This is a genomic window from Ensifer sp. R1-3 (genome assembly GCF_056739175.1).
Map to the genome: position 1 here is coordinate 904886 of NZ_CP096517.1, position 22380 is coordinate 927265.

The window sequence follows — 22380 nt, forward strand, 5'->3', positions numbered from 1 at the left end:
TCGATCATGAGGGTTAGTCGAGCCCAGGCGGAGGCAAATCGCGAAGCGGTCATCGATGTGGCGAGCCGGCTTTTTCGAAAGCACGGCTTTGATGGCATCGGGCTCAAGGATCTGATGAAGGGAGCCGGCCTGACCCAAGGTGGATTCTACAAGCAGTTCGAATCCAAGGACGATCTGGCGGCGCAGGCGTCCAGGCGCGCCCTGGAGAGCGCCCTTCGTCGATGGTCCGCTGCCGCGGCGGCCAATCCGCAGGACCCGTTTGGCGCGGTGGTAGCGTTCTATCTCAGCATGGCACATCGAGAAGAGAAGATGGACGGCTGCCCGGTCGTTGCGCTCGGCTCGGATGCTGCCAGGCAAGGCGTCGACGTGAAGGCGTCCTTCGAAGCCGGAATCAGGGAATATCTTGAGGTGCTCGGTGAGTGGATTGGGGCGGCCGACGGCGAGGAACCGGACGGCAAGGCCATGGCCATTCTGTCGACGATGGTCGGCGCAGTGCTCCTCTCGCGCGCTGTCAACGACGAGCAGATGTCAAAGCGGTTCCTGAAGACGGCCGCCGAGAGCGTGCTGAAGGCGTCTGCGGGCGATGCAGAGCCGGGAGCGCGCCAATGACGATGCTTCCAGCCGAAGCGCGCGGCGCAACTGTTTCAGTCGCCGACCAGGGGCTGCTCCGGGCTGGAGCTCGTTGCGAAACTGGCGGACGGGAGCATGCGCCGGCCACCGATGGCGGAATCCTCAGGACCGCTCGCCATATTCAGGCAACAAGTCCAGCAACGGAGACAAGGGCAATGACCTATAGAAAGACCGACGAAGCGGTCAGCAAGCTTACGCCCGAACAGTATCGGGTGACCCAGCAGAATGACACCGAACGCCCCTTCACCGGGGAGTACACTGACAACAAGAGACCGGGAATCTATGTCGACATCGTTTCAGGCGAACCGCTGTTCGCCTCGGCCGACAAGTTCGATTCCGGCTGCGGCTGGCCGAGTTTCACCAAGCCGATCGTACCGGCAAACGTCAACGAACTCAGGGACAACTCACATGGCATGATCCGCACCGAGGTCCGCTCGGCTCATGGTGACAGCCATCTCGGCCATGTGTTTCCCGACGGCCCTCAGGATCGGGGCGGCCTGCGTTACTGCATCAATTCCGCCGCACTGCGGTTCATTCCGCGAGAGGAAATGGAGGCCGAGGGCTACGACGGCTATTTCAACCAGGTGGAGGATATCTGAATGACCAAGAGAGCTGTTTTGGCTGGTGGGTGCTTCTGGGGGATGCAGGACCTGATCCGCAAGCTCCCCGGCGTCATCGAGACCCGCGTGGGCTACACTGGCGGCGACGTGCCGAATGCGACCTACCGCAATCACGGCACGCACGCCGAAGGCATCGAGATCATCTTCGATCCCGAGAGGATCAGCTACAGGCAGATCCTGGAGCTGTTCTTCCAGATCCACGATCCGACTACGAAGAACCGACAGGGCAACGACATCGGGACCTCCTACCGCTCGGCGATCTACTATGTCGACGACGAGCAGAAGCGAATTGCCCAGGAGACGATTGCAGACGTCGAGGCCTCTGGCCTATGGCCGGGCAAGGTCGTGACTGAAGTCGAGCCGGTGGGAGACTTCTGGGAGGCGGAGCCGGAGCACCAGGATTACCTGGAGCGCTATCCCAACGGCTACACCTGCCACTTCCCGCGCCCCAACTGGGTGCTACCCCGGCGGTCCGCGGCCGAGTAAACGGCCGAAGATTTTCGCCACCTAAAGCCACTCCGAGGGGCCTTGCGGATACGCCGGGCTCCTCGGAAAACACTCGGGCAGTTTCCCTCGCTACCGGCTGCGCTCCGCGAGCTACGCTGACCAGGGATTCGAACGATGACGACTTCCGCCTAGGCGGTAGCCGTTGCAGATGTAAAATACTTATCTGCAGCGGAGGGTCGTTACCATGGCATTCAATACGCAACGGCTCCAATTTTCCGGGCATTCCGGCGCGACGCTTAGCGCCCGCCTCGATCTGCCAAATGGGCCATTGCGCGCCTACGCGCTTTTTGCCCATTGCTTCACCTGTTCCAAGGATCTGGCGGCAGCACGCCAGATTGGGGCGGAGCTTGCGCGTGAAGGCATCGCTGTCCTGCGTTTTGATTTCACGGGGCTGGGATCGAGCGAAGGCGAATTCGCTTCGACGAATTTCTCCTCCAACGTTGCCGACCTTCTTTCAGCCGCGGACTATTTGCGCCACCACTATCAGGCACCCGCGGTGCTGATCGGCCACTCGCTCGGCGGCGCAGCGGTCCTCGCCGTCGCCGGGGAAATTCCGGAGGTGCGCGCCGTAGCCACCATCGGCGCGCCGGCTGATGTCGGCCACGTGTTGAAGAACTTCGGAGCGAGCCTCGAGGAGATCGACAAGAACGGTGAGGCCGACGTCGATCTCGCAGGGCGCACGTTCCTTATCAGAAAGCAGTTTGTCGAGGACACGCGTGCGCACCGCATTAAGGATGCTGTTGGGAGGCTGAAGAAGCCAATCCTCATCCTTCACGCGCCGCTGGACCATACGGTCGGGATCGAGAACGCCACCGAAATCTTCGTCGCGGCCAGGCATCCGAAAAGCTTCATCTCGCTGGACGAGGCCGACCACCTGCTTACCGACCCTGAGGACGCGGCCTTTGCCGGACGGATCATTTCGGAATGGCTGACACGCTATCTTGCCGCCGATACGCCGCAAGGCGCGGGCCCGATCGAACATGTCCACGTGAGGGAAACCGGCGAAGGCAAGTTTCAGAACGCGATTCAGGCTGGCGGGCATCGGCTGTTCGCCGATGAACCCGAAAGCGTAGGCGGGCTCGATTCCGGACCATCGCCCTACGACTTCCTGGCGATCGCACTTGGCGCCTGCACCTCGATGACGCTGCGCCTTTATGCCGGCCACAAGCAGCTGAAGCTCGGGCGCATCGGCGTCGACGTCTCGCATACCAAAATCCATGCTAAGGACTGCGAGGAGTGCACCGAGACGGAACGTGGCGATAGCCGCAAAATCGACCGCTTCGAACGAGTCATTTCCATCGAAGGCGAGGTCTCGGAGGAGCTTCGCGAGAAGATCGTCGAAATCGCCGGCAAGTGCCCGGTCCATCGCACGCTCGAAACAGTGGCGAAGATAAAAACGGTCGTGAAGTGAAAGTGCCCAAGCTCATCCTGGGCACTGATCTGTCGCTCAGCACGGAGGCTGCTCTCTATTTTCCACGCCACCAGCTTGACACGTCCGATGAGGTCGGCACAACCTTCGTCCGCCGTTAGCTGCAGTCGGCAAATTGGAGATGACCTCCTATCTTGTATCGAACACCTGATCCTGCTCGATTTGTTGGACGATCGCCCCACAATTGACCGGATGGATCGTCGGCTCGGGATGTCGAGACGTACCTTACAGCGCAGGTTGGCCGAGCAGGGCACGAGCTTTGAGGCTACACTAAAGGCGCTCCTCGAGGGTCAGGCGGAGATGGATGCTCGCTACACCGGATTCCTCGATTTCGCAGATTGCCTGTCAACTCGGATACACCGACCCTGCGCACTTCACTCGAGGTTTCATGGCCTGGAAGGGGATGTCTCCGCGGGCATGGCGGCTTGCCTGCGCCACTCTCCAGAGTGACGCAGCAAGGATGTGACCGACACCGAATAAACCCAGAATTGTCGGCCAGTTCAGTTGCCAGTATCGTCGGAGGTAAGACGAGGCGGAGGATGTGTGCCTATGGGGCCATTGTTTAGGAATTCGGGGTTTCCCCTTTACCACGAGGCGATGTTGTTCGTGCGGATGCGGCCCCAGCAACGCCAAGAAAGTTTCGAGGCGACATTTACCGCAGCGCGTTCTGCGTTGAGCAGTGGTCTCCAGGCGTTGGCCTACTATGAACGGGCCGGATTGGTGAAACGCGTGACACCTCTCTCGAAGGAGGCACCGCACTATGCCAGCCGAATGCTCGTCAGTTCCGTTCGCAACGCCCGTGTCATGCCGGAGCTTCTTGGGGCTCCGGGAAACGAAGCGGAGGGATGGTCTGCGTCTGCCCTCAATTTAAGTGCTGCGATGGACGAACGGACGCCGGGCGGCGCAGCGAGTCTCCTCGAGTTGGCAAGCGCTGGCGACGTGCGACAGCTTCAGCTCGCGCTTGCTGGCGATCCAAGCGTCGCGTCCGTTTCACGGGTTCCGCTGCGCTATTTGACAGCGAAAAAGCCGCGAAACCCGTCCAAACCATCAGCCGTCGGTCGGGAGCGAAGTGCCGCGGCCCCGCCACCGTCGCACACAATGTGGAATCTCCGCAAAATCAATTGGCAAGAAGCGCGGGACCTGAATGGTTTCAACGACGCGAGCGAGATCAAGGTCGGGGTCCTCGATACGGGAATTGATGCTGGTCACCCTGACCTCAAAGACCAGGTCGCCGGATACATATATGAGCACCCGGACCTCCCGGGGGCGAGTTCAGATCAAGATCTGATAGGACACGGTACTCATGTGGCAGGTACGATTGCTGCGACGATCAACAACGACGTAGGCATCAACGGCATTTCGCGAGCGAGGATCCATGCGTGGAAGATTTTCGACGATCGCCCTGACTTGCTGACGCATCCCGATGGAACAGCGGAATTTGCATACTTTGTCGATCCGGTGATGTATCTACGTGCGCTGCTCGACTGCGTGGATCAGGGCATCGATGTTATCAATCTCTCGATCGGTGGCGGAGGGGCGCCGGATCCGACAGAAAGTGCGGCCTTTGAGGCTTTGCTGGCCAACGGAAGCACTATTGTTGCGGCAATGGGGAACGAACGACGCGACGGTAGCCCAATCTCATACCCTGCCGCAATGCCAGGCGTCATCGCTGTGGGAGCGACAAACCTCCAGGACCGCATCACGAATTTTTCCAACAGGGGCAACCACATAACGATCGCAGCGCCGGGCGATGCTATCTGGTCAACGCTCCCGACCTACCCGGGCCAAATAGGTTGGAGGGCAGAAAGGGGCCCGGATGGCCATTGGTGGCAAGGAAAGGCCGCTATCCGCGAAACGGACTACGACGCCTGGCCCGGTACTTCGATGGCCGCCCCGCACGTTGCAGCGGCTGCGGCACTCTACATCGCAAATGGAGGCAAGAGAGACCCCGCGGCGATCCGAAGCGCCCTTACGGCCAGTGCTGACAAGGTGCCTGCGATGGGCGAACAAGACTTTACCCCCGATTTCGGGTATGGTCGTTTAAACCTGGAACGATTGATTGCCGGCATAGGCACCAATGACTGACATCATATTCACGATCCGCATCGGCATGAGTGTCGACGAACGCGAGCGCCTGTTGAATAGGATCCAGGCTCTCCCGGGTGTTGAGCTGACGGCTCCGGTCAAACGCGACAGTAGCAGCGCTAACTTGAGGCGAATACATTTCGCTCGTTTGAGTGAAGGGTCAATCGTACCTGATTGCCTCTCAGCCATAAGAGACATGCCAGAGGTGGAGCAGGTCACCATACCTGCGCGACGGGGGCTGCAACCTCGGACATAGTGCGCCACATTGCAGACAGTACAGTTGATCTTCTGCATCGCAGGAGATGTGCCCGAGCCCCGATAGCGGCGAATCGTCCGCCAAGCGAACGCGGCTGCCCTATGTCTCCATCGTTTGCGAGAAGGCACAGCGAAAAACTCCAAAGAAACGTCTGGATGAATGATCAGCGTCGTTCCCTCGGGCAGTTGGTGTGTGGCCGGCCTTGTAATCTCGGAACGGGTGTAGGACCTTTGCCCGCTTTTTGACGGACTAAGGTCCTATGACCATACGACGAGCGCGAAAAATTCAGCGAGGCGAAATGGATTCCCGGCCTGAACACGCTGAAAAGACTCGACCGGTCGACCCCTCTCTGGTTTCCTGTCTTACTGGCTACTCTGCGATGCGCACACGCCAGGCGGAGAGACGATGGATCACGATTGGGAGGGAAGACGCATCCGACGGGTTCAGGTGCTCAGGTTCCTTGTCGCACTGGCACTGCCCGTGCTGTTGCTTGGTTCTGCCATTGCCGCCTCCGAATGGGCAAAGGGACAAATCTCTCCGATCGAGCCCACTGGAACGCGAGCGGGCCGGGAATGAGCAGACGTCAATTAAACCATACGAAGAAGCCCTTCACTGATTTTACCGCTTTGCGCCAAGTCCCGCGTCACCTTGGATCTCGTCGTGGCTGGGACGGGCCACCCGGCAGCCGCCGCGTCGCTGTGCTACGCTGCGAGCTTTCCAAGTCGCCCTGGAGCCTTTTACGGTAACCAATGCCACGCCCTTCTAAAACCCAATGTCGAAGTGCCAGTGGCTCCGATAAAGGTAGCGGCGTAGCGGAAGCAACGCCGAATTTCGCGGGTGACCACGCAGGGGCGGAATCCGTTTCGAGCTCCGAAGGAGAAGCCAGCGCATTCATCCAAGCTGACCAGCCGCAACAGCCCCCTAGACCATTTGAGCAGAGCAGACTGGCAGCGCACAAGTTACTGCAGGCGTTGCGCCATGATTTGCATGCAATCTCCATCTCGACGAAGGTTAGTGCCAAGGCGGCCGCTTCCTCTTTAAAGGCAAAGTTCAACAAATCGAGCCGACAGGCTGATTTACCAACCATTCACAATATCAGCCAATGGTCTGCGACTGCTGTGGCCAACACAGGACGAGGTGTTCGTTATCTGACAAGGCCTCTGAAGTTCAGCCGATACGCATGGCAAAATGCCAGCGGGTGGAAAGTCACTGTCGGATTGACCTTCGTGACCTGCATCATGCTTATTGGAGCTGTAATGGTATGGGCGCTGAAGGACGTGCCCTGGAATGAGATTCGCAACGGAACCCTGAAACCCGTCGTGGTGTTCGAAACAGCGGACGGAGAACCGCTGGTAAGGCAGGGCCCCTATCAAGGCCCCTACACGCAATATGACCAATTCCCGCCACATCTGATCGATGCCGTGCTGTCAATTGAGGATCGGCGGTTCATGGATCATTTCGGTATCGATGTCCGAGGCATCGGAAGGGCGCTCGTTCGAAACTTCGAAGCTGGTTCGGTTGTAGAGGGCGGCAGCACGATCACCCAGCAGCTCATCAAGCTGCAATACCTCGACAGCGACCGCACGATAAAACGAAAAATACAGGAGCTCGTTATCGCCCTTTGGCTGGAGTTGAAACTCGGCAAAAAGGAAATCCTGACGCGCTATCTCAACAGCGCCTATCTTGGCGCCGGCGCGACCGGCATGCCTGCAGCCGCGCGGGTCTACTTCAACAAGGACATCGGCGCGCTCAGCCTGCCGGAATCGGCGATGCTGGCAGGGTTGCTGCGGGCCCCCAGCCAGTGGAATCCAATCGGCAATTTCGAAGGCGCCCGGCAACGCACCGCCGTCGTTCTGGACACGATGGTGGCCAATGGCAAGATCACCGCGCCCGACGCGGAGCACGTGAAGGCGAGCTTTGCTGCGCTGAATCCGACGACGCCGACGCCACGCTCCGGAAGCTGGTTCGCCGATTGGATCTCCCCACAGGCAAGCGAAATCGCCGGTCCATCGCCGGGTACCACCACGGTTCGCACGACATTGGTCCCGCACCTGCAACAGATCGCTGAAAGGGTGGTAAGAAATGCCTTGGATACTGAAGGAAGGGCTGTCGGCGCATCCCAGGCTGCGTTGGTCGCAATGACGCCGGATGGAGCGGTCGTTGCCATGGTCGGCGGCCGCGACTACAAGCAAAGCCAGTTTAACCGTGCAGTCACAGCGATGCGGCAACCTGGCTCCACCTTCAAGCTGTTCGTCTACTATGCAGCGTTGAAGGCCGGGTTCACTCCAACTGACCGGGTCCTTGACGCGCCGATCGACGTCAATGGCTGGTCGCCGGAGAATTCTAGCGGCCGATATCGCGGCTGGATTTCCATTGCCGAGGCGTTCGCCCGGTCGCTGAATGCACCGACAGTGGCGCTTGCCCAGGAAGTCGGCCTCGACAATGTGATCGCCGCTGCACGCGAGCTCGGAATCGATGCACCCCTTGCTAATACGCCGTCTCTGGCCCTCGGCACCTCGGAAGTAAGCTTACTTGAACTTACGAGCGCTTATGCGTCGGTCCGCTTCGGCAAGGCACCCGTCGAGCCCTGGGGCATTATCGATTTTCACGCCGCCGGGCAGCCGAGGGCGTTTCGGGTTGGCGCACATACCAGGCCGGGCATTGATCTATCGGCATACCAGTCCGACCTTTTTGGCCTTCTGCAGTTAGTAGTCGAGCGCGGAACCGGGCGCGAGGCCGATCCGGGCGCATTCGCGGCCGGCAAGACCGGCACCAGCCAGAACAATCGCGACGCCTGGTTTGTAGGCTTCACGGAGCCGCTCGTCGCCGCCGTGTGGGTAGGCAATGACGACGACACGCCTATGAAGGGGGTCACCGGTGGTGACCTGCCAGCGCATATTTGGCGGGACTTCATGCGGGAGGCTATGGCCGCGCCTGCGCCAAATCGTGAGCGGCCGGAGGGCACGATTGTCGACAGCCACGGCGTACCGCGATCCTGCAACATTACAGCTTGCTCCCGCAGCTATCGTTCCTTCCGCCCTTCGGATTGCACTTATCAGCCCTATTCCGGCCGGCGTCGAACATGTGAAAAGTAATGTTTGCCTGGACTAAAGTCCTGACTCAGGGCGCTGGCGCACAGCCAACAGTTTCTGTCGATACATTAGCGATCTTTGCGGGGGTGCGCCCTGGCGATGGGCACCTCATTTGCTTTGTGACCAAGACATCATGCCGCTGCGATTTGGTCCCCTTGGGGCGTGAGCGTGCACCGGTTCGGGGTTGGGGATTCGTTTCCCCGGATGTCGCCCTGTCGAGATAGAATTGGCGCGACGTATTTGAACCACGCAAAGCACAGATATAAACAGCACCGTCGCAAGCTTCCGAGCGGCGCTGATGTGGGCTTTTCGGACTATTGTAGTGGTTTCTCCGGAACACTCAGGCGCCGCTGGAATCGCCCGGCCCAGATGGGTTCGCGGAGGGACCTATGCCGGATTCTTTCTTTCTCAAGTCCTTTTCCGCCTCCTCCCAATGGCGCTCGTGATCACCATCCTTGCGACCCTCGCGCTCCCAGATTTCATGGGCACGTTCGCGGATCCGCTCTTCTCTACTTTGTTCATTACCTGGTGCCATTGAGTGCACTCCTTATTCAACCTGTTGCACCTTCGCGATCACTTCCGGAGCCTGCCGATGAACCTTGGCTCGAATAAGCAAGCTCGAGAAACACTCGTTGGCTGTCGAAGAGCCTCAAATAGCCACCGCTTATGACTTGTTCGCCTGTGACTCAAACGGAAGACCTTGAATTGCGTAGCGCGACAGCGACCGTCTGTGCGTTCCGGCTCTGCCGAGTTGCGACTCCAGCTTCGCGGCTAGTGCCGACCGGGAGTCTACACCAGACAGGAACAGCTTTGTCACGAGCAACGCCGCCGTGTCGAACAAACACTGATCCTCGACAAGGACGCTGGAATCGTAGCCGGCATCGTCCAAGACGGACCGGATCATCTCAAGATCGGCAGGTGCGATATTGTTTTCGATGGAAGACATGACGTCCTCCTTTCCTTGGGGCCAGGGCCTGCTAGCCCTCAAACAGCAGCGCCCGAAAAATTTGCTACCGAAGATCGGCACACTGCGCCTAGGCCATGCAAATAGCAATCGCCTGCGTTTCATTCGTAAAGACGCGATCGATAGAAGGGTCAAGAGTACCGGAGGCACCAGGTCGGCCCCGCCGAAGGACCAAGATGAGCGCGATGAGGAAGGGATGGGCGCTTCTACCCTCACCGGCTTTCCTGAAGGACTATTCAGCGGTGCGAGCGGCTTCCTTCACACAGACTCGCCTTTGCACAGGCCTCAAAAAAGACGGCTTGCGCCGGGGTTGAAGTTCGCGAATTGTCCAATATCGAACTTCTGAGCCCCTTGCTGTGCTGTGCTAGAGAAGCTCATTTCTATCCTTGGTAGCTTTTGCCCGCCGCCCTTTGCCGTCCGTGTCATTGCCACGCCTGCTTTGGGTTTCGCCGCGCGGCAATTTGTCGACTGCGCCGCCTTCATTGTCCCATTCTTCAAGCGAATCCCTCATGCGCAGCGCAGACTTTGGTTCTGGGGTGTCTACGTCGAAACCCGCTAAAGCTGCTTCGCTGCTGATAGCGGCCATGAGATCTGTATCTGATATATCCAGGTCAGGAAACATGCGGCGCACCGCGCCAAGGGCTTCAGAGGTCGCAAATGGCCGGGCTTCTTTCTGACACCCGTTCAAAAATGCGCTGATCGCCGCGCGCACCTCAGGCGATGCTTTGGGGGAGCGCTTTCTCATCATCACCTCCCAGTGCGTGAATTCTCTGAAACAAAACTCTGCGTGCGTCTGGATGTTCCTCGTTCCTCGCGAGCGCTACCGCCGTCTCTGGTCTTGTCGACCTTCACACAGATGGAACAATCAGGCGGATCCGGCGTCCGGAAGACCCGAGCGCCTTGTTTAAAGACCAATTCAAGCACATATATACAACTCGTTGATCTGGCTGAGGTTTGGGTTCGCCGCCTCAAAGGACCTCCTATTCACCACGATTAGGATGCGAGGTCTTGCGCCGCGCGGGCGTGGAGAGTCGGTTCGTTCAAACCTGCTATACGTAGGCACCGCCCACTTCACCGGCGCGTGTCGACCATAACCTTCGCATGCGGAACGCTGGAGGCGGCGGGGCAGCCTAATCTGAACCCGCGCCTTCAGCGTCGTGCGAAACTGAGGCACGCTGAGTATGACGCTGTTATTTCCAAATTCGAGCCGCAGCTTCGATGAAAAAAGAAACGCCGTCCGTTTCCTTGGCCACGAGGGTATGTTTGAGGTGCGGTTCTTCGTCGAGGCTGACGCGCTCGTGGTGGCCGATGCCGAACTGGACACATCGAAAGTCTCTGAATCGAAGCTCCTTTCTGCTTTCGACGCATCGCGCTCGTCCGTCTATGATGTCGCACGGAAGGCCTATTCGGGCGGCCGTCGCGACTGTTACACCCTAACCGCCGCCCATTTCCGCTAGGATGGATCCAGAGGCTGATCCGCGTTCGTAGGTTCGCTGCGCTCCACGGGACCGCGGCCGATATTCGCGTTCCTGGAAACGACATTGACCGCCCCCGATGTGCCGACATCACTTCATCGCGATCTCCTGGGTCACCGGTGCGGGCGGCTTGTCGCACCGGCGGGTGAAACGACGATACGTGGCGATCCCACAATCGAGGACGAAGGCAAGCTGTCATATCGGCGGCATCGACGTCCCGGTCGTCGACGCGATGGATACCGCCTGAATGGAGGGTGTTCGTGACGATGGATGGCACAAATACGACAATACGCTGCGGGTCGGCAGGATCCGAGTTTGGCGGACCGTGATGCGGCCGATGTCACCCTCATCAAGTCTTTCGGGAAACCCGTCTTGAAGTCGTCCGGGTGTGGACCTTATGCGGCGCAGGCCCCGCAATAGTCGCTGGAGACATCTGCCTGTCCGATCAAAACCGCAGGAGTGGTTCACGGCATGAACGACAGTCTCTCACGGCTTCCCAGGGAACCGGCAGATCGGCTTACCAAGCCGTTTATGCGGTTCCTCCGGATCGAGGCGCTCGGCCTCGCAAATACCGCGTGGTCGCCGTCGTTTCTCGCCTTTTGGGAGATGCCCGCGGGTGTCAGACTGGGCGACATCGGGATCTATCGTTCGCTGAAGCACTGGATCAGCGACGGGCTGATGACGTTTTTTTTTCGTCATCGCCCTTGAGGTGAAGCGCGAGCTGGTGCTGGGGGAGCTGCGCAATCCGCGCATGGCCGCTCTACCCGTCGCCGCCGCTCTCGGGGGGATGGCTGCACCGGCCGGAATCTATTTGCTGCTTGTCGGCGGAGGGCCGGGTGCGAGCGGCTGGGGCACCGTTATGTCCACGGACACGGCGTTCGTCATCGGGTGCCTTGCTTTGCTCGGTTCGCGCGTACCTGGTAGCTTGCGACTGTTCCTGCTCTCTCTTGCGATCTTCGACGACATCGGCGCCATATTGATCGTGGCGGTCGGCTATTGCGAACCGTTGAATTGGGTGGCACTCGGAACCGGCGGACTCGGATTTGCCTTCGTCGCACGAATTGCGCTTCTGGGCATTCCCAGCATTGCGGTCTATTTCGTGATGGGTAGCGCCATCTGGCTGGCATTCGACGCATCGGGCGTTCACGCGACGCTCGTCGGAGTGATCCTTGGCTTGATGACGCCGACGCGAAGGTGGGTAAGCGAGATCCGCCTCCACGCGATACTCGACCGGGTGATCGCCCATCCCCCCGGCGACCATCGCAGCCGTGACACGGCGGCACGCAGCGACCTTCATCGGGCAGGCGTCGCGACCCGCGAAGCAGTGTCGCCGATCGAGCGTCTCGAGATCGCCCTCCATCCCTGGGTCGCATTCGCAATCATGCCGCTCTTTGCCGTCTCCAACGCGGGCGTCCCGATAGAGGATGCAAACTTCGACGTTCCCCTCACGATCGCAATTGTCGTCGCCTTCGTGGTCGGCAAGCCGGCTGGCATTGTGCTCTTCAGTTTCCTCGCCGTGAAACTTCGCCTCGCGTGTCGTCCGGAACAGCTATCCTGGAGCCTGTTGGCGGCCGGCAGTCTGCTGACCGGGATCGGCTTCACCATGGCTCTGTTCATTGCCGAGCTTGCTTTCGAGCCCGAGCTCTGATCCCCGTCAAGCTCGGTGTGCTCGGCGCTTCCGTCATATCGGCCGCACTCGGTTTTATGGCGCTGACCTTACTGACGTCTCCTAACAGACGATAGTGAAGGCGCCCATCGGCGTTCCTAGCGACGCATCCGCATTCTGCGTCCATCGCCCGGAACCGTTATGAAGGGGATAGGACACTGCCGCAGAATGCCGATCCGCTTCTCCAGTCCCGCCGGCTATCTCTATCGCGCGACAGACGCGCTGCATCGGCGCGACGGACTAAACTGTCGGCCAAAACAACAGGATCAAAGGCACGCCCAGCACGACCACAATAAACGAGAGCGGCAGCCCCAACTTCCAATAGTCGCCGAAGCGATAACCACCAGGTCCCAGAACCAGAGTATTGCACTGGTGTCCGACGGGCGTCAGAAAATCGCAAGCTGCCCCTACTGCGACTGCCATCAGAAAGGCGTCCGGGTTGTAGCCAAGGCGGTGAGCAAGGGTAACCGCGATTGGGGCGACGACCAGAACGGTGGCGGCATTGTTCAGAAACGGCGTCGCGGCCATTGCGATCACCATGATCATTGCAAGCGCGCCGAAGACGGGCAAGGCGCCAGCAAGCTGAGCGAGGGCGCCGGCAATAAGATCGGCACCACCGGTCGTACGGATGGACTCGCTGACTGGGATGAGAGCGCCGAGCATTATCACAATAGGCCAGTCGACAGCCTCGTAAGCTTCTCTGAGCGAAAGGGCACCGAACAAAACCGTCAGAACAGCAGCAGCGAAGAACGCGGTGGCAACGGGCAATACACCCAATGCGGTAGACGCCATTGCGCCGGCTAGGATTAGCATGGGCATCAAGCGTTCTCGCGGATTGCCCAGTCGGATCTCCCGTTCGGCCAAAGGAAGAAGACCGAGTTCCATCAGCTTGGTCGGGAGAAGCACGAGATCGCCCTTTAAAACGAGAACGTCACCTGATCTCAACACGATGTCGCGCAAACGTTCGGTGAAGCGCTGGCTACTCCGGCTTACCGCGAGCAAATTGATGTTGAATCGGTTATGCAGCGCCAAGCGCTTGGCCGTTTGCTCAATCAAGACTGATCTCGGACCGACTACCACTTCAATTCCGACAATCTCTTCGTCGACTCCTTTTGCTTCGGTGGGGCGGTTGTGCCCTTCCAGTTCCAGGCGCGCGCGCCGTATACCTCGCTCCAGCGCTTCAGGATCTCCTTCCAGCAAGACGATATCGTCCTGCTGGAGGACGAGATCCGGCAGTGGCAGAAGGCGCTCGACCTGATTTCGCACGAGCCCGGTGACCATGACCTCGTCATCCAGCAAAGCCGACAAATGCCTGATCGACTTGCCGACGACCTGCGAATTCCCAGTAATGCGAGCTTCCGTCATGTAGTCCTTGATATTCAGCGCCTTCTCCATCGTAGGCACCGCCTCTCTGTCTCGAGGAAGCAGCCGATAGCCGAAGGCCAGGAAAACCACTCCCGCTGCGGCAATACCAATACCGACAGGCGTAAAATCAAACATGCTGAAAGGCTGGCCCGTCAGTTCCTCACGCATCCGTGACACAACAATATTGGGTGATGTGCCGACGAGGGTGATGAGCCCACCGAGTAAGGAGCCGAACGCCATCGGCATAAGAAATGACGAAGGGGACGCTTTCGAGCGGCGTGCCATCTGGAACGCGACCGGAATCATCATCGCCAACGCCCCGATATTCTTGATGAAGACGGAAAGAACCGTGACCGCCGCCACGAGAATAACAACCTGACCCTGCACAGAAGTCACGCGGGGCGCCACGCGATGAAGGAATGCCTCTATGACACCACTGCGTTCAAACGCAGCGCTTACGACGAGGGCGCTGGCGACGATAATAACAATGTCGTCCCCGAAGCCGGAGAACGCTACCTTATGCGGCACGATGCCGGTGAAAACTGCGGCGAGCAACGCAAGGACTGCGATGAGGTCGTAGCGGAGGCGTCCCCATATGAAAGCGATCATCAGGCCGATCAGAATGGCGAATGCGAAAGCCTGAGGCTGTGTCATCTCTAGGATCCGACGAACTCTTTCGATGTCGAGTCCATTTTACTCGCCTGAAGAGCTAATGTCGGGATAACTTGTCGGCTTCATTCAATGGCTCGGCACTCCCAACGCCGGTCCACGATGCTTTCCAGCTTCATTGAACGGATGCACGCATGATCGGCACCTATAGAATGCTTCCGGAAAGGACCGAATAGACAATTTACGGCAATCGTCAGAGTAAAGGCAATCATCGCGACCGAACGCGTGAAATCGTAGGTATAGAAGCGAGCGTGCACGAGCTTTTCATTTCGCCTTCCTGATTGCGGAATTCTGAGATGCCCAAAGCGGCATTTCGCGTTGCTTCAAGATAGTGAGCGGCTAGCTCGTGCTGATCTTGTCGAGGATGTCCGCCGGAACCTGAATATCGGTCATAATGACCGCGACGCGCTCGTCGCGTTTCGCACGATTGTCGTAGCCCTTGAGGGTGGCCAGGTCTGTGCTGCGGGCGGTTGCCATTCGCCCTGCGGCACTCGAGCAAATGCCCGTGAGCGCATCCACTCTGGTGTCTCGGCCGCCTGCGCGCTGGCCGTCGTGGTTGTAATCCATCCCGCATTGAACCCGACGATGGGTGCAGCAAAACCTCCTACCACCAGGCCGATGGTAGAGGGTTTTGTCCGTTCAAGGCCCTGTTCGAATGTCATGTGCTATTCCCTCTAACCGGTTATCGAGGTCGATGCGGGCCTGTTCTTTAACCAGGAGACAGTTGCAAACCAGATTTTTCATCTGCTCCCTAAAGATAAAAATGTGAACATACTATTATTTCGATGCCATCTTTACGATACCGCACCGCCAATTCTAAGAAAAATTAAATTCTTCCCGCACATTTGATTTGGAATAAATAAACGTCTTATTCCGTCCTCTCTGTAACTTCTTGTGTCGTGACTTAGTAATGCCTCAATATCGGTGTATTTATTTACCATTGATATCGGTGGGAGTTTCTGTTTCTAGAGGCGAGTCGGGACGGAAAACTCCCCGAGCTAAAAAAACTGCCGATCCGGCCCACTTTTAAATCCCGCAGAGGACACAAATCATGTTCGCCAGAACAAGCCACCGAACGGTTCATTTTGATAAGCCATTCTGGATATCAGGACTATCTGAGATGGTCACTGCCGGCGACTACGTAGTCGATGAAGAAGAGGAGCTGATCGAAGGTCTCTCCTGGTCGGCCTATCGTCGCGTAGCAACGTTCATCACGCTCCCGCCAACAACCGAGAACAAGTACCGAATGCGCCTTGTGCCGATCGATCCAGAGGAGATCGAAGCCCTCATAGCCTTCGATCAGCGCGATGCGGCAGCGTCATCCAACCTGTGAAGGCAAATTCAATGCGCGACCATACCTTCCCCATCGGTCTGTCCGTGCGCCTCAAAGACAGAACGTATATCTCGCCCGGCGCGGCAGAGACCTATCGCATCACGGCCAAACTGCCGTTGACATCCAACTGGCCCCAGTATCGCATTCGCAATGACGAACTCGGCCAGGAACGCGTCAGCGGGGAAGACAATCTCGAACCGATTGAATGGGGCATGGCATCCCCTCACTGACGATCGCGCTCGCGGTAAGAGCAAGCCCGAGGAGGGCCAAAAGTTGAAGAGCAAACACGAGGAGCACGCGCTCGCCCTCAGCGTATGGGAGTCTGAAGGCGGGGCGCCTGACAGATCTGGACAATTCTATCAATATGGCCGCCGTTTCGAAGGAGACGGTACCTATACGATCCACCACCTCTTCACGGGGGAGACAGTAAGAACAGGCCATTGGACAATGGCAGGAAGCTTAACCCCACGAATGCCGCACGGGCACTACGGGTTCTCAATACGTTGCAAAAAGCGCCGGATAATACGATGCGCGACTATCACGACGAGATCGTCTCAGCGTTGAGCGAGGCCGAAGTGCGTCCTTCGATGCGAAGACGAGGCCGTTTGCGTCGAGTTTGAGATTCCGCGGAGGAAAGGTGCTCAAGACGTTGCAGTTTTCTGATGGCCGAGTTTCGGCGGCACCCGTCTGACGAAAGCACGTACGTTTCTCGCTGGAGCGCGGGCGTTCTGTTTAGGAAGAGCGTCTGACCATTGAATACGGGCACCAAGACAACCTCTCGTGATCGTTACATAGATCCTGAAACGGAAGTTATGCACAGGCCACGTTCACCATGGATAGAGGCGTCATGATTTACAGAGCAGCAAAGGATGAAAACGGCAAGTGGCCGGTGACACCCTTCGCGCATATCGCGACGACGTTCAGCGTAGAGCAGCGCGGTGGTTCACGCAATCGAGAGGACCTCACGGAAGTGCGTCGTGGGTTCGTTGGGCACGCATGATCGAGGCCTTCTCTTCAAGCTCGTTTACAAGTGGATGGTTCTCAACATCCACGGGCAGCGTGAAAACGCCTGTAAGGTCGAAGGCAAAGGACACCGCGTCCGAGTGAGCGGTATTTCCAGCAACACATTGGTGCCTAAAGTGGTGACCGGCAGACATCGAGGCCAGCTTACCGCCGCGCGTCTCCCACACTGACTGTACTCCAAGGGTTTGGTTGTTGATGCCGTAGTACACTCTGATAATTTCGTTCTGGTAATCCTTGGTGCCTTTTCTCGGCGGCATGGTGACCTCCTCGTTGGCCTACGAACCACGTTACAGCCACCTTCTATCACATTAAGAGCGCACTCGATAATCAGATGAGGAAGTCTCGCATCTTGTCTCACGGATTCCCGCGCGTCTCATGCTCAGCGCATGGACCTTAGTAGCTGTTTCCCCGCGCGCTGTGGCCAGACGACTTCCTAGAGCTGTGGGCCGAGAAATCCGGATTGCCCGACTGCTCTCCCTGACTCGCCATGAACAGCTTCGTACTCCCGATGAGACAACGCTGGTCCGTTCGGGATTGGACGTGGTGTCGCTGGCGGTCCGGCAAACTCGGCCCAGCTTCAAAAGAACTGAACGACGGGTGGTGTTGGCTGGTGAAGCCGCCCACCCAATGCCATGATTATTCGACTGAGGGGGCGCTGTGACGCAGATCAACTATCGAGCGGAGCCCGAGATGAACCGCGCGCTGAAAGCGAACTCCGCGACTAGGCGGCCAACGCGGAATTGGCGGCCTCGTGCGCTCGACGAGTTCCAAGAGCGCCGGCTATCATCTTCCCCTGCTCTCAGGTCCATCGCGACGCCCTCGGGCGGGCACGACCGCGACGTCGTCTATCCAACCAACCAAGTCAATGGGATGGGCTTCCTGCGAGTCCGGACGCCACACGACTTGACGAAGCACAATTGCGTTAACCTGCGGCTTCCAACATCAGGCGCTCTCTACGCTTGGGAGTTTGCAAAGGACGGTCGCGAGTTTAGCGTACGTGTCGAGGGCCAACTCACGATGAGCAATATAGATCCGGCGCTCAATGCCGCTCTTGACGGCGTAGGGCTGTCATATGCGCCGAAGGACCTCGTCCGGCAACACCTTGAGAGCGGACGGCTGCAGGAAGTGCTCGCGGATTGGGCTCCTACGTTTCAAGGGTACCATCTCTACTATCCTAGCCGGCGGCATCCATCGCCGGCTTTCGCTGCGTTTGTCGAAGCTTTTCGATACCGGCAGAGATAGCGAAATCCTCGTCGAGAGGCTTCACTGCCCAGCAACAGGCGTCACGCCTCTTGCCCATAGCGGCATCATGTCTAACGGTGAGTGAACCACACAAATTGAGGAAGACCCTCTATTCAGAAGGCTTCAGTGGGCGACACTGCGGGACCGCCCATCGCACCGCCGGCCGGTTCGCGGAGCACCTGGAATTCTCCGGGCCCGTGACTTGTCAATATTTCAGAGTCCGGCCAAACCCTGTGGCTCGTCGTTCACCGCATCGGCGAATTTACGCATGAGACGCACGAGCTCATCGATGTCTTGTGCGTCCCAGGACTTGAAGATTGCACGAGCATACCGCTCGCGTGCGTCGTCGATATTGTCTGTCATCGCCTTGCCCTTCGGCGTGATCACAGCTTCGGTTACACGGCGGTCCGCCGTACTCTGCCTTCGTTCCGCCAGGCCAAGACTTTCCAGCTTGGCGACCTGACGGCTCACAGTCGTGTAATCACGGCCAACCCCCGCGGCGAGTTCGACGATGCCGATCGGCCCTCGTCGCTCGATCCCGACCAGCAGAGGGAACAGGGCGCGGTCGAGCGAAATTCCGGCTTCCTTCACCATCCTTTCGTCCCGCTGCGGCTGGTTCATAAAACTGACGATGTCGATCAGCGCGCCGTGAAGCTCGCGAATCTGAATGCTGATATGTGTATTTTGCACACTTTCTCTTGACGGCATTTGAAATCTCCTATTATGTGCATAATACACACATGGAGAGAGAAATGACAGATGATTTTGCAGCGGATGTGCTCATCTGCGGCGCGGGAGCGGCTGGCCTGACGCTGGGGATCGAACTTGCACGGCGGGGAATTTCTTTCCGGTTGATCGACAAGCGGGCGCAGCCCTTCCATGGCTCGCGCGGCAAGGGGCTTCAGCCCAGAACCCAGGAAATTTTCGAAGATCTCGGTATCCTCGATAAAACCGTCGCTGCCGGCGGCGTCTATCCGCCACTACGCGCCTATCACCCCGATGGAAGCTATAGCGACAGGGATCCCGTCGAGCGGCTCGATCCGACACCGACAGAACCGTATCATCTGGCGCTGATGGTCCCCCAGTTCGTGACAGAGCGTATTATGCGCGATCGGCTCGCCGAACTTGGCCACATGGCAGAGTTCGAATGCGAACTGACCGGTTTTGAGCAGGACGACAACGGCGTCACGGCGCGCATCGCCGGGCCGACAGGCCAGGCAACCATACGCACCCGATATCTTATCGGGGCGGATGGCGGGCGCAGCTTCGTGCGCGGCGCCCTCGGCGTGGATTTCCCCGGAAAGACCCTGGGCGTGCGTGCGCTTGTGGCAGATGTGACATTGACCGGGCTGGAACGCGACGCGTGGCACCAGTTCAACGATGGTGACATGGAGCGAATGGTCGCTATCTGCCCGCTCGCCGGAACCGATCTCTTCCAGGTTCAGGCGCCCGTACCGGTGGACGGTGAAATCGACCTCTCCGCCGAAGGACTCAATCGCATTCTCCGAGAGCGGACAAGCCGCAGCGACATGGCGGTGAATTCTGTCGCCTGGGCTTCGGCCTATGCGATGAACGCCCGGCTTGCCGATCGCTACCGGGTCGGTCGGACATTCCTGGTCGGCGACGCAGCTCACATCCATCCGCCGACAGGCGGGCAGGGCCTGAACACCAGCGTCCAGGACGCTTACAACATCGGATGGAAGCTCGCGGCCGTGCTCAGCGGCGCTCAAGATCGTCTGCTCGATACCTACGAAAGAGAACGGCGTCCGATCGCAGAAGCAGTTCTGGGCCTTTCAACCCGGCTGCTCGAGGCACAGAAGCAAGGTGGAATGCGCCGTGGCCGGGAGGTGCATCAACTCGACGTCGGTTATCCGGACTCTCCGCTCTCCACGGAGCTTCCCGAGCGCAGCCACGGCGTACGTGCGGGGAACCGCGCTCCTGACGCCCCGGTGAAGGGCGCGGCAGGCCAACCGTCGCGCCTGTTCCGACTGTTCCAGGGGCCGCATTGGACGCTGCTCGTGTTTGAAGACCGGCGTGACATGGTTGCGCCACGCCCGGGCCTGCACATCTATCGCCTAGGCACAGGCGGCGACGTCGTCGACGCCTGGGGACACGTCCGCGAGGCTTACGGACTGGCTCCCGGTGAGTGTGTCCTGATCCGGCCTGACGGGTATGTCGGTGCGACGTTCGATGCAGACGCGATCCCAAGGCTTGAAATCTATCTGTCGAATGTCGGCGTCGACTGGTTCAAAGGGGCGGGCGTAAGATGATGGCGCACCCACTGCCCGAGAAGAATGCCGGGGGGTCGAACGGGCTCGACTGGCGACTGCTGCTGCCGGTATTCGTGATTACGGGCCTTTACGCTGCCGGCATCGGCGCGGTTCTGCCCGTGCTGCCTTTCCATCTGCGTGAGATGGGAGCGAACCCTTTCGTGTTCGGCATCGTCCTTGCAACAGAAGCGCTGAGCCAGTTCGCCGCGGCGCCTCTGCTCGGCCAGCTTTCCGACCGGTTCGGTCGCAGGAACGTTCTTCTCGCCAGCCAGGCTCTGGCCGTCACCAGTCTTCTTTTGCTTGCTCTCGCGCAAAACATTCTCATCGTCCTGCTTGCACGGTTTCTGTTCGGACCGACTGCCGGCAATTTCTCGGCCGCTGCCGCCTATGCGGCAGACAACAGTTCTCCCACAGCCCGCCGGCGAGCGATCGGTATAGTCAGTGCCGGCGGCGGCCTAGGAGCGATCGTCGGTGCGGTCCTCTCGAGTATTCTGTCCGATGTCTCGCTCACCGCTCCGATCTATTTGGCGCTCGGCATGTCTGCAATCGGCATAGCGGTGACATTCTTTGGCATGAAAGACGGACCGGCGGCGGGCTCACGCGTGATCGAGACCGACCGCGAGCAGCACTCGCTGCGCGCGATCGGCAGCTCTCCCGTCATCCGTGTGCTCGCCGCCGTGATGCTGTGTCATTTCCTGGCCTATGGGATGTACACCTCTCAGCTTCCCATGTTTCTCGGCGAGAGGTTCACCTGGAACGGCCACGCCTTCGGGACGCGCGAATTGAGCTACCTCATAGCTGCCGACGGAATGATCAACATCTTCGTCCAGCTTCTACTACTCAGATGGCTTGATCGGTTCTTTTCGGAACGCGGAATGATCGTTCTGATTTTCGCTCTCGTCGGTACGGGTTTTCTCTGTGCGGGATTGGCGAGTACAATTCCGGCTCTTGCCTTTGCAGTGTTGTGCGTCAGCACGGGCGATGCTCTTGCAAAACCCACCTACATCGCGGCGCTCTCCAACCGTGTTCCTTCGGACCGACAAGGAGTCGTCATCGGAACCGGGCAGGCGCTCGGTGCTATGACGGATATTGTTTCACCGGTCTTGGCAGGAATCATTCTCGGCTTGGGCTTCTACGGAGCATGGATCGGCGCAGTGGTTGCAATTGCACTGGCGGGTGCGGTTGTCGCAGCAACGCGTCTTCCGCACCATGGTATCGAACGGGCAGCGAGTGCATCCGACCTAAGGATCCGTTGACAGTGAGGCGGTTGATGATCGTCGAACCCCCCAGGCGTCGGCAGAGCGTGGCCGGACGCGCGCTGGACAACATTGGTTGTCGGCTGGAGCATAGCGCCGCGAGAAAAGCGGAACCATGACCGCCTTCGCCCGGGAAAACGCTTCTTTGAGCGGGAACCGCCTCACCTTCCCGACCGGGCGATATCGATGATGTCGTCAAGCCCGGTGGTCGGATGCTTCTGTCGAACGCCATCTGGAGGCTGATGCGGAAGTGACAGCTCCCACCTTTCTGAGCTCGGAATTGCGATGCGGCATGCCTTCCGTGCCTTCTGGCGCGAGGTCTGGCGAGACCGGCATAGGCTAAAGATACGAGCTGATGAACGGCAGCACGAACGCGGTGATCGTCACCGCGCCAGCAACGGTTTGCGGCAAGCTGGTGTTATTCGTGATCAATACCAGCGACCTCGGCCGTACCAGCCACCCCCGAGCAGCAATATGATCAAGACGATGACGAGTAAT

The 22380-nt window shown here is 58.9% G+C and carries 20 protein-coding genes and 4 pseudogenes; 17 read left to right on the forward strand and 7 right to left on the reverse strand.

The window, feature by feature from the left end; all coding sequences use genetic code 11:
• Nucleotides 1-6 precede the first annotated feature (6 nt).
• From M1D43_RS29270 to M1D43_RS29305, 8 genes are all read left to right on the forward strand, one after another.
• A complete protein-coding gene (locus M1D43_RS29270) occupies nucleotides 7-609 on the forward strand; it encodes a TetR/AcrR family transcriptional regulator (RefSeq protein WP_027988849.1) in 603 nt (200 codons plus the stop codon).
• Nucleotides 610-785: 176 nt separating this feature from the next.
• Nucleotides 786-1229, forward strand: coding sequence for a peptide-methionine (R)-S-oxide reductase MsrB (msrB, locus tag M1D43_RS29275; RefSeq protein ID WP_027988850.1), 444 nt, complete (start codon nucleotides 786-788; stop codon nucleotides 1227-1229).
• Entirely contained in the window at nucleotides 1230-1736 is a 507-nt protein-coding gene (gene msrA / locus M1D43_RS29280) for a peptide-methionine (S)-S-oxide reductase MsrA (protein ID WP_014527954.1), read from the forward strand.
• A gap of 205 nt (nucleotides 1737-1941) precedes the next feature.
• The gene (locus M1D43_RS29285) at nucleotides 1942-3168 is read left to right on the forward strand and encodes a bifunctional alpha/beta hydrolase/OsmC family protein (protein WP_015242025.1); all 1227 of its coding nucleotides are present in this window, start codon (nucleotides 1942-1944) and stop codon (nucleotides 3166-3168) included.
• A gap of 322 nt (nucleotides 3169-3490) precedes the next feature.
• Nucleotides 3491-3652, forward strand: a complete 162-nt coding sequence (locus M1D43_RS29290; RefSeq protein ID WP_080991238.1) for a helix-turn-helix domain-containing protein — start codon at nucleotides 3491-3493, stop codon at nucleotides 3650-3652.
• 83 nt (nucleotides 3653-3735) lie between these two features.
• Nucleotides 3736-5271, forward strand: a complete 1536-nt coding sequence (locus tag M1D43_RS29295) for a S8 family peptidase (protein WP_015242024.1) — start codon at nucleotides 3736-3738, stop codon at nucleotides 5269-5271.
• Nucleotides 5264-5527: a hypothetical protein gene (locus M1D43_RS29300; protein ID WP_015242023.1), complete on the forward strand. Its 264-nt coding sequence runs from the start codon at nucleotides 5264-5266 to the stop codon at nucleotides 5525-5527. The genes M1D43_RS29295 and M1D43_RS29300 overlap by 8 nt, the downstream gene beginning before the upstream one ends.
• A gap of 749 nt (nucleotides 5528-6276) precedes the next feature.
• Nucleotides 6277-8622, forward strand: coding sequence for a PBP1A family penicillin-binding protein (locus M1D43_RS29305; RefSeq protein ID WP_027988852.1), 2346 nt, complete (start codon nucleotides 6277-6279; stop codon nucleotides 8620-8622).
• 337 nt (nucleotides 8623-8959) lie between these two features.
• On the opposite strand, the gene M1D43_RS29310 is transcribed toward M1D43_RS29305, so the two are convergent.
• The 3 genes from M1D43_RS29310 to M1D43_RS29320 form a co-directional block, all read right to left on the reverse strand.
• Nucleotides 8960-9154 carry a DUF2934 domain-containing protein gene (locus tag M1D43_RS29310; protein WP_080589961.1) on the reverse strand — a complete coding sequence of 65 codons (195 nt, stop codon included), beginning with the start codon at nucleotides 9152-9154 and terminating at the stop codon, nucleotides 8960-8962.
• Nucleotides 9155-9283: 129 nt separating this feature from the next.
• Nucleotides 9284-9565 (reverse strand): hypothetical protein, encoded by a 282-nt coding sequence (locus M1D43_RS29315; RefSeq protein ID WP_027988853.1) that lies wholly within the window; start codon nucleotides 9563-9565, stop codon nucleotides 9284-9286.
• Nucleotides 9566-9947: 382 nt separating this feature from the next.
• Complete coding sequence (locus tag M1D43_RS29320) at nucleotides 9948-10328, reverse strand: hypothetical protein (protein ID WP_017263404.1); 381 nt, start codon at nucleotides 10326-10328, stop codon at nucleotides 9948-9950.
• A 436-nt stretch (nucleotides 10329-10764) separates the two neighbouring features.
• On the opposite strand from M1D43_RS29320, the gene M1D43_RS29325 reads away from it, so the two are divergent.
• The 3 genes and pseudogenes from M1D43_RS29325 to nhaA all read left to right on the forward strand — a co-directional run bounded on the left by M1D43_RS29325 (nucleotide 10765) and on the right by nhaA (nucleotide 12801).
• Nucleotides 10765-11040 (forward strand): DUF1488 family protein, encoded by a 276-nt coding sequence (locus M1D43_RS29325; protein ID WP_027988854.1) that lies wholly within the window; start codon nucleotides 10765-10767, stop codon nucleotides 11038-11040.
• Between the two features lie 97 nt (nucleotides 11041-11137).
• Nucleotides 11138-11305, forward strand: coding sequence for a hypothetical protein (locus M1D43_RS29330; protein WP_164822838.1), 168 nt, complete (start codon nucleotides 11138-11140; stop codon nucleotides 11303-11305).
• A gap of 224 nt (nucleotides 11306-11529) precedes the next feature.
• Nucleotides 11530-12801: pseudogene (nhaA, locus tag M1D43_RS29335) on the forward strand (Na+/H+ antiporter NhaA).
• Nucleotides 12802-12964: 163 nt separating this feature from the next.
• On the opposite strand, the gene M1D43_RS29340 reads toward nhaA, so the two are convergent.
• Complete coding sequence (locus M1D43_RS29340; protein ID WP_127638263.1) at nucleotides 12965-14743, reverse strand: SLC13 family permease; 1779 nt, start codon at nucleotides 14741-14743, stop codon at nucleotides 12965-12967.
• Between the two features lie 338 nt (nucleotides 14744-15081).
• Nucleotides 15082-15420: pseudogene (locus tag M1D43_RS29345) on the reverse strand (hypothetical protein).
• Between the two features lie 389 nt (nucleotides 15421-15809).
• On the opposite strand from M1D43_RS29345, the gene M1D43_RS29350 reads away from it, so the two are divergent.
• Nucleotides 15810-16091, forward strand: coding sequence for a hypothetical protein (locus M1D43_RS29350; protein WP_017265338.1), 282 nt, complete (start codon nucleotides 15810-15812; stop codon nucleotides 16089-16091).
• Between the two features lie 11 nt (nucleotides 16092-16102).
• On the forward strand, nucleotides 16103-16321 hold the full coding sequence (locus M1D43_RS29355) for a hypothetical protein (RefSeq protein WP_015242012.1): 219 nt from the start codon (nucleotides 16103-16105) through the stop codon (nucleotides 16319-16321).
• A 713-nt stretch (nucleotides 16322-17034) separates the two neighbouring features.
• Here the strand turns inward: M1D43_RS29355 and M1D43_RS29360 are convergent.
• Nucleotides 17035-17371, reverse strand: a pseudogene (locus M1D43_RS29360) (hypothetical protein).
• Nucleotides 17372-18005: 634 nt separating this feature from the next.
• Between M1D43_RS29360 and M1D43_RS29365 the strand changes: the two are divergent.
• Nucleotides 18006-18356: pseudogene (locus M1D43_RS29365) on the forward strand (LysR substrate-binding domain-containing protein); the annotation flags it as partial.
• Between the two features lie 213 nt (nucleotides 18357-18569).
• On the opposite strand, the gene M1D43_RS29370 reads toward M1D43_RS29365, so the two are convergent.
• On the reverse strand, nucleotides 18570-19064 hold the full coding sequence (locus tag M1D43_RS29370; RefSeq protein WP_017265341.1) for a MarR family winged helix-turn-helix transcriptional regulator: 495 nt from the start codon (nucleotides 19062-19064) through the stop codon (nucleotides 18570-18572).
• A gap of 44 nt (nucleotides 19065-19108) precedes the next feature.
• On the opposite strand from M1D43_RS29370, the gene M1D43_RS29375 reads away from it, so the two are divergent.
• The 3 genes from M1D43_RS29375 to M1D43_RS29385 all read left to right on the forward strand — a co-directional run bounded on the left by M1D43_RS29375 (nucleotide 19109) and on the right by M1D43_RS29385 (nucleotide 22360).
• Nucleotides 19109-20626, forward strand: a complete 1518-nt coding sequence (locus M1D43_RS29375) for an FAD-dependent oxidoreductase (RefSeq protein WP_017265342.1) — start codon at nucleotides 19109-19111, stop codon at nucleotides 20624-20626.
• A complete protein-coding gene (locus M1D43_RS29380) occupies nucleotides 20623-21882 on the forward strand; it encodes an MFS transporter (RefSeq protein ID WP_015242008.1) in 1260 nt (419 codons plus the stop codon). The genes M1D43_RS29375 and M1D43_RS29380 overlap by 4 nt, the downstream gene beginning before the upstream one ends.
• Before the next feature lie 355 nt (nucleotides 21883-22237).
• Entirely contained in the window at nucleotides 22238-22360 is a 123-nt protein-coding gene (locus M1D43_RS29385) for a hypothetical protein (RefSeq protein ID WP_267880213.1), read from the forward strand.
• Nucleotides 22361-22380: the final 20 nt, after the last annotated feature.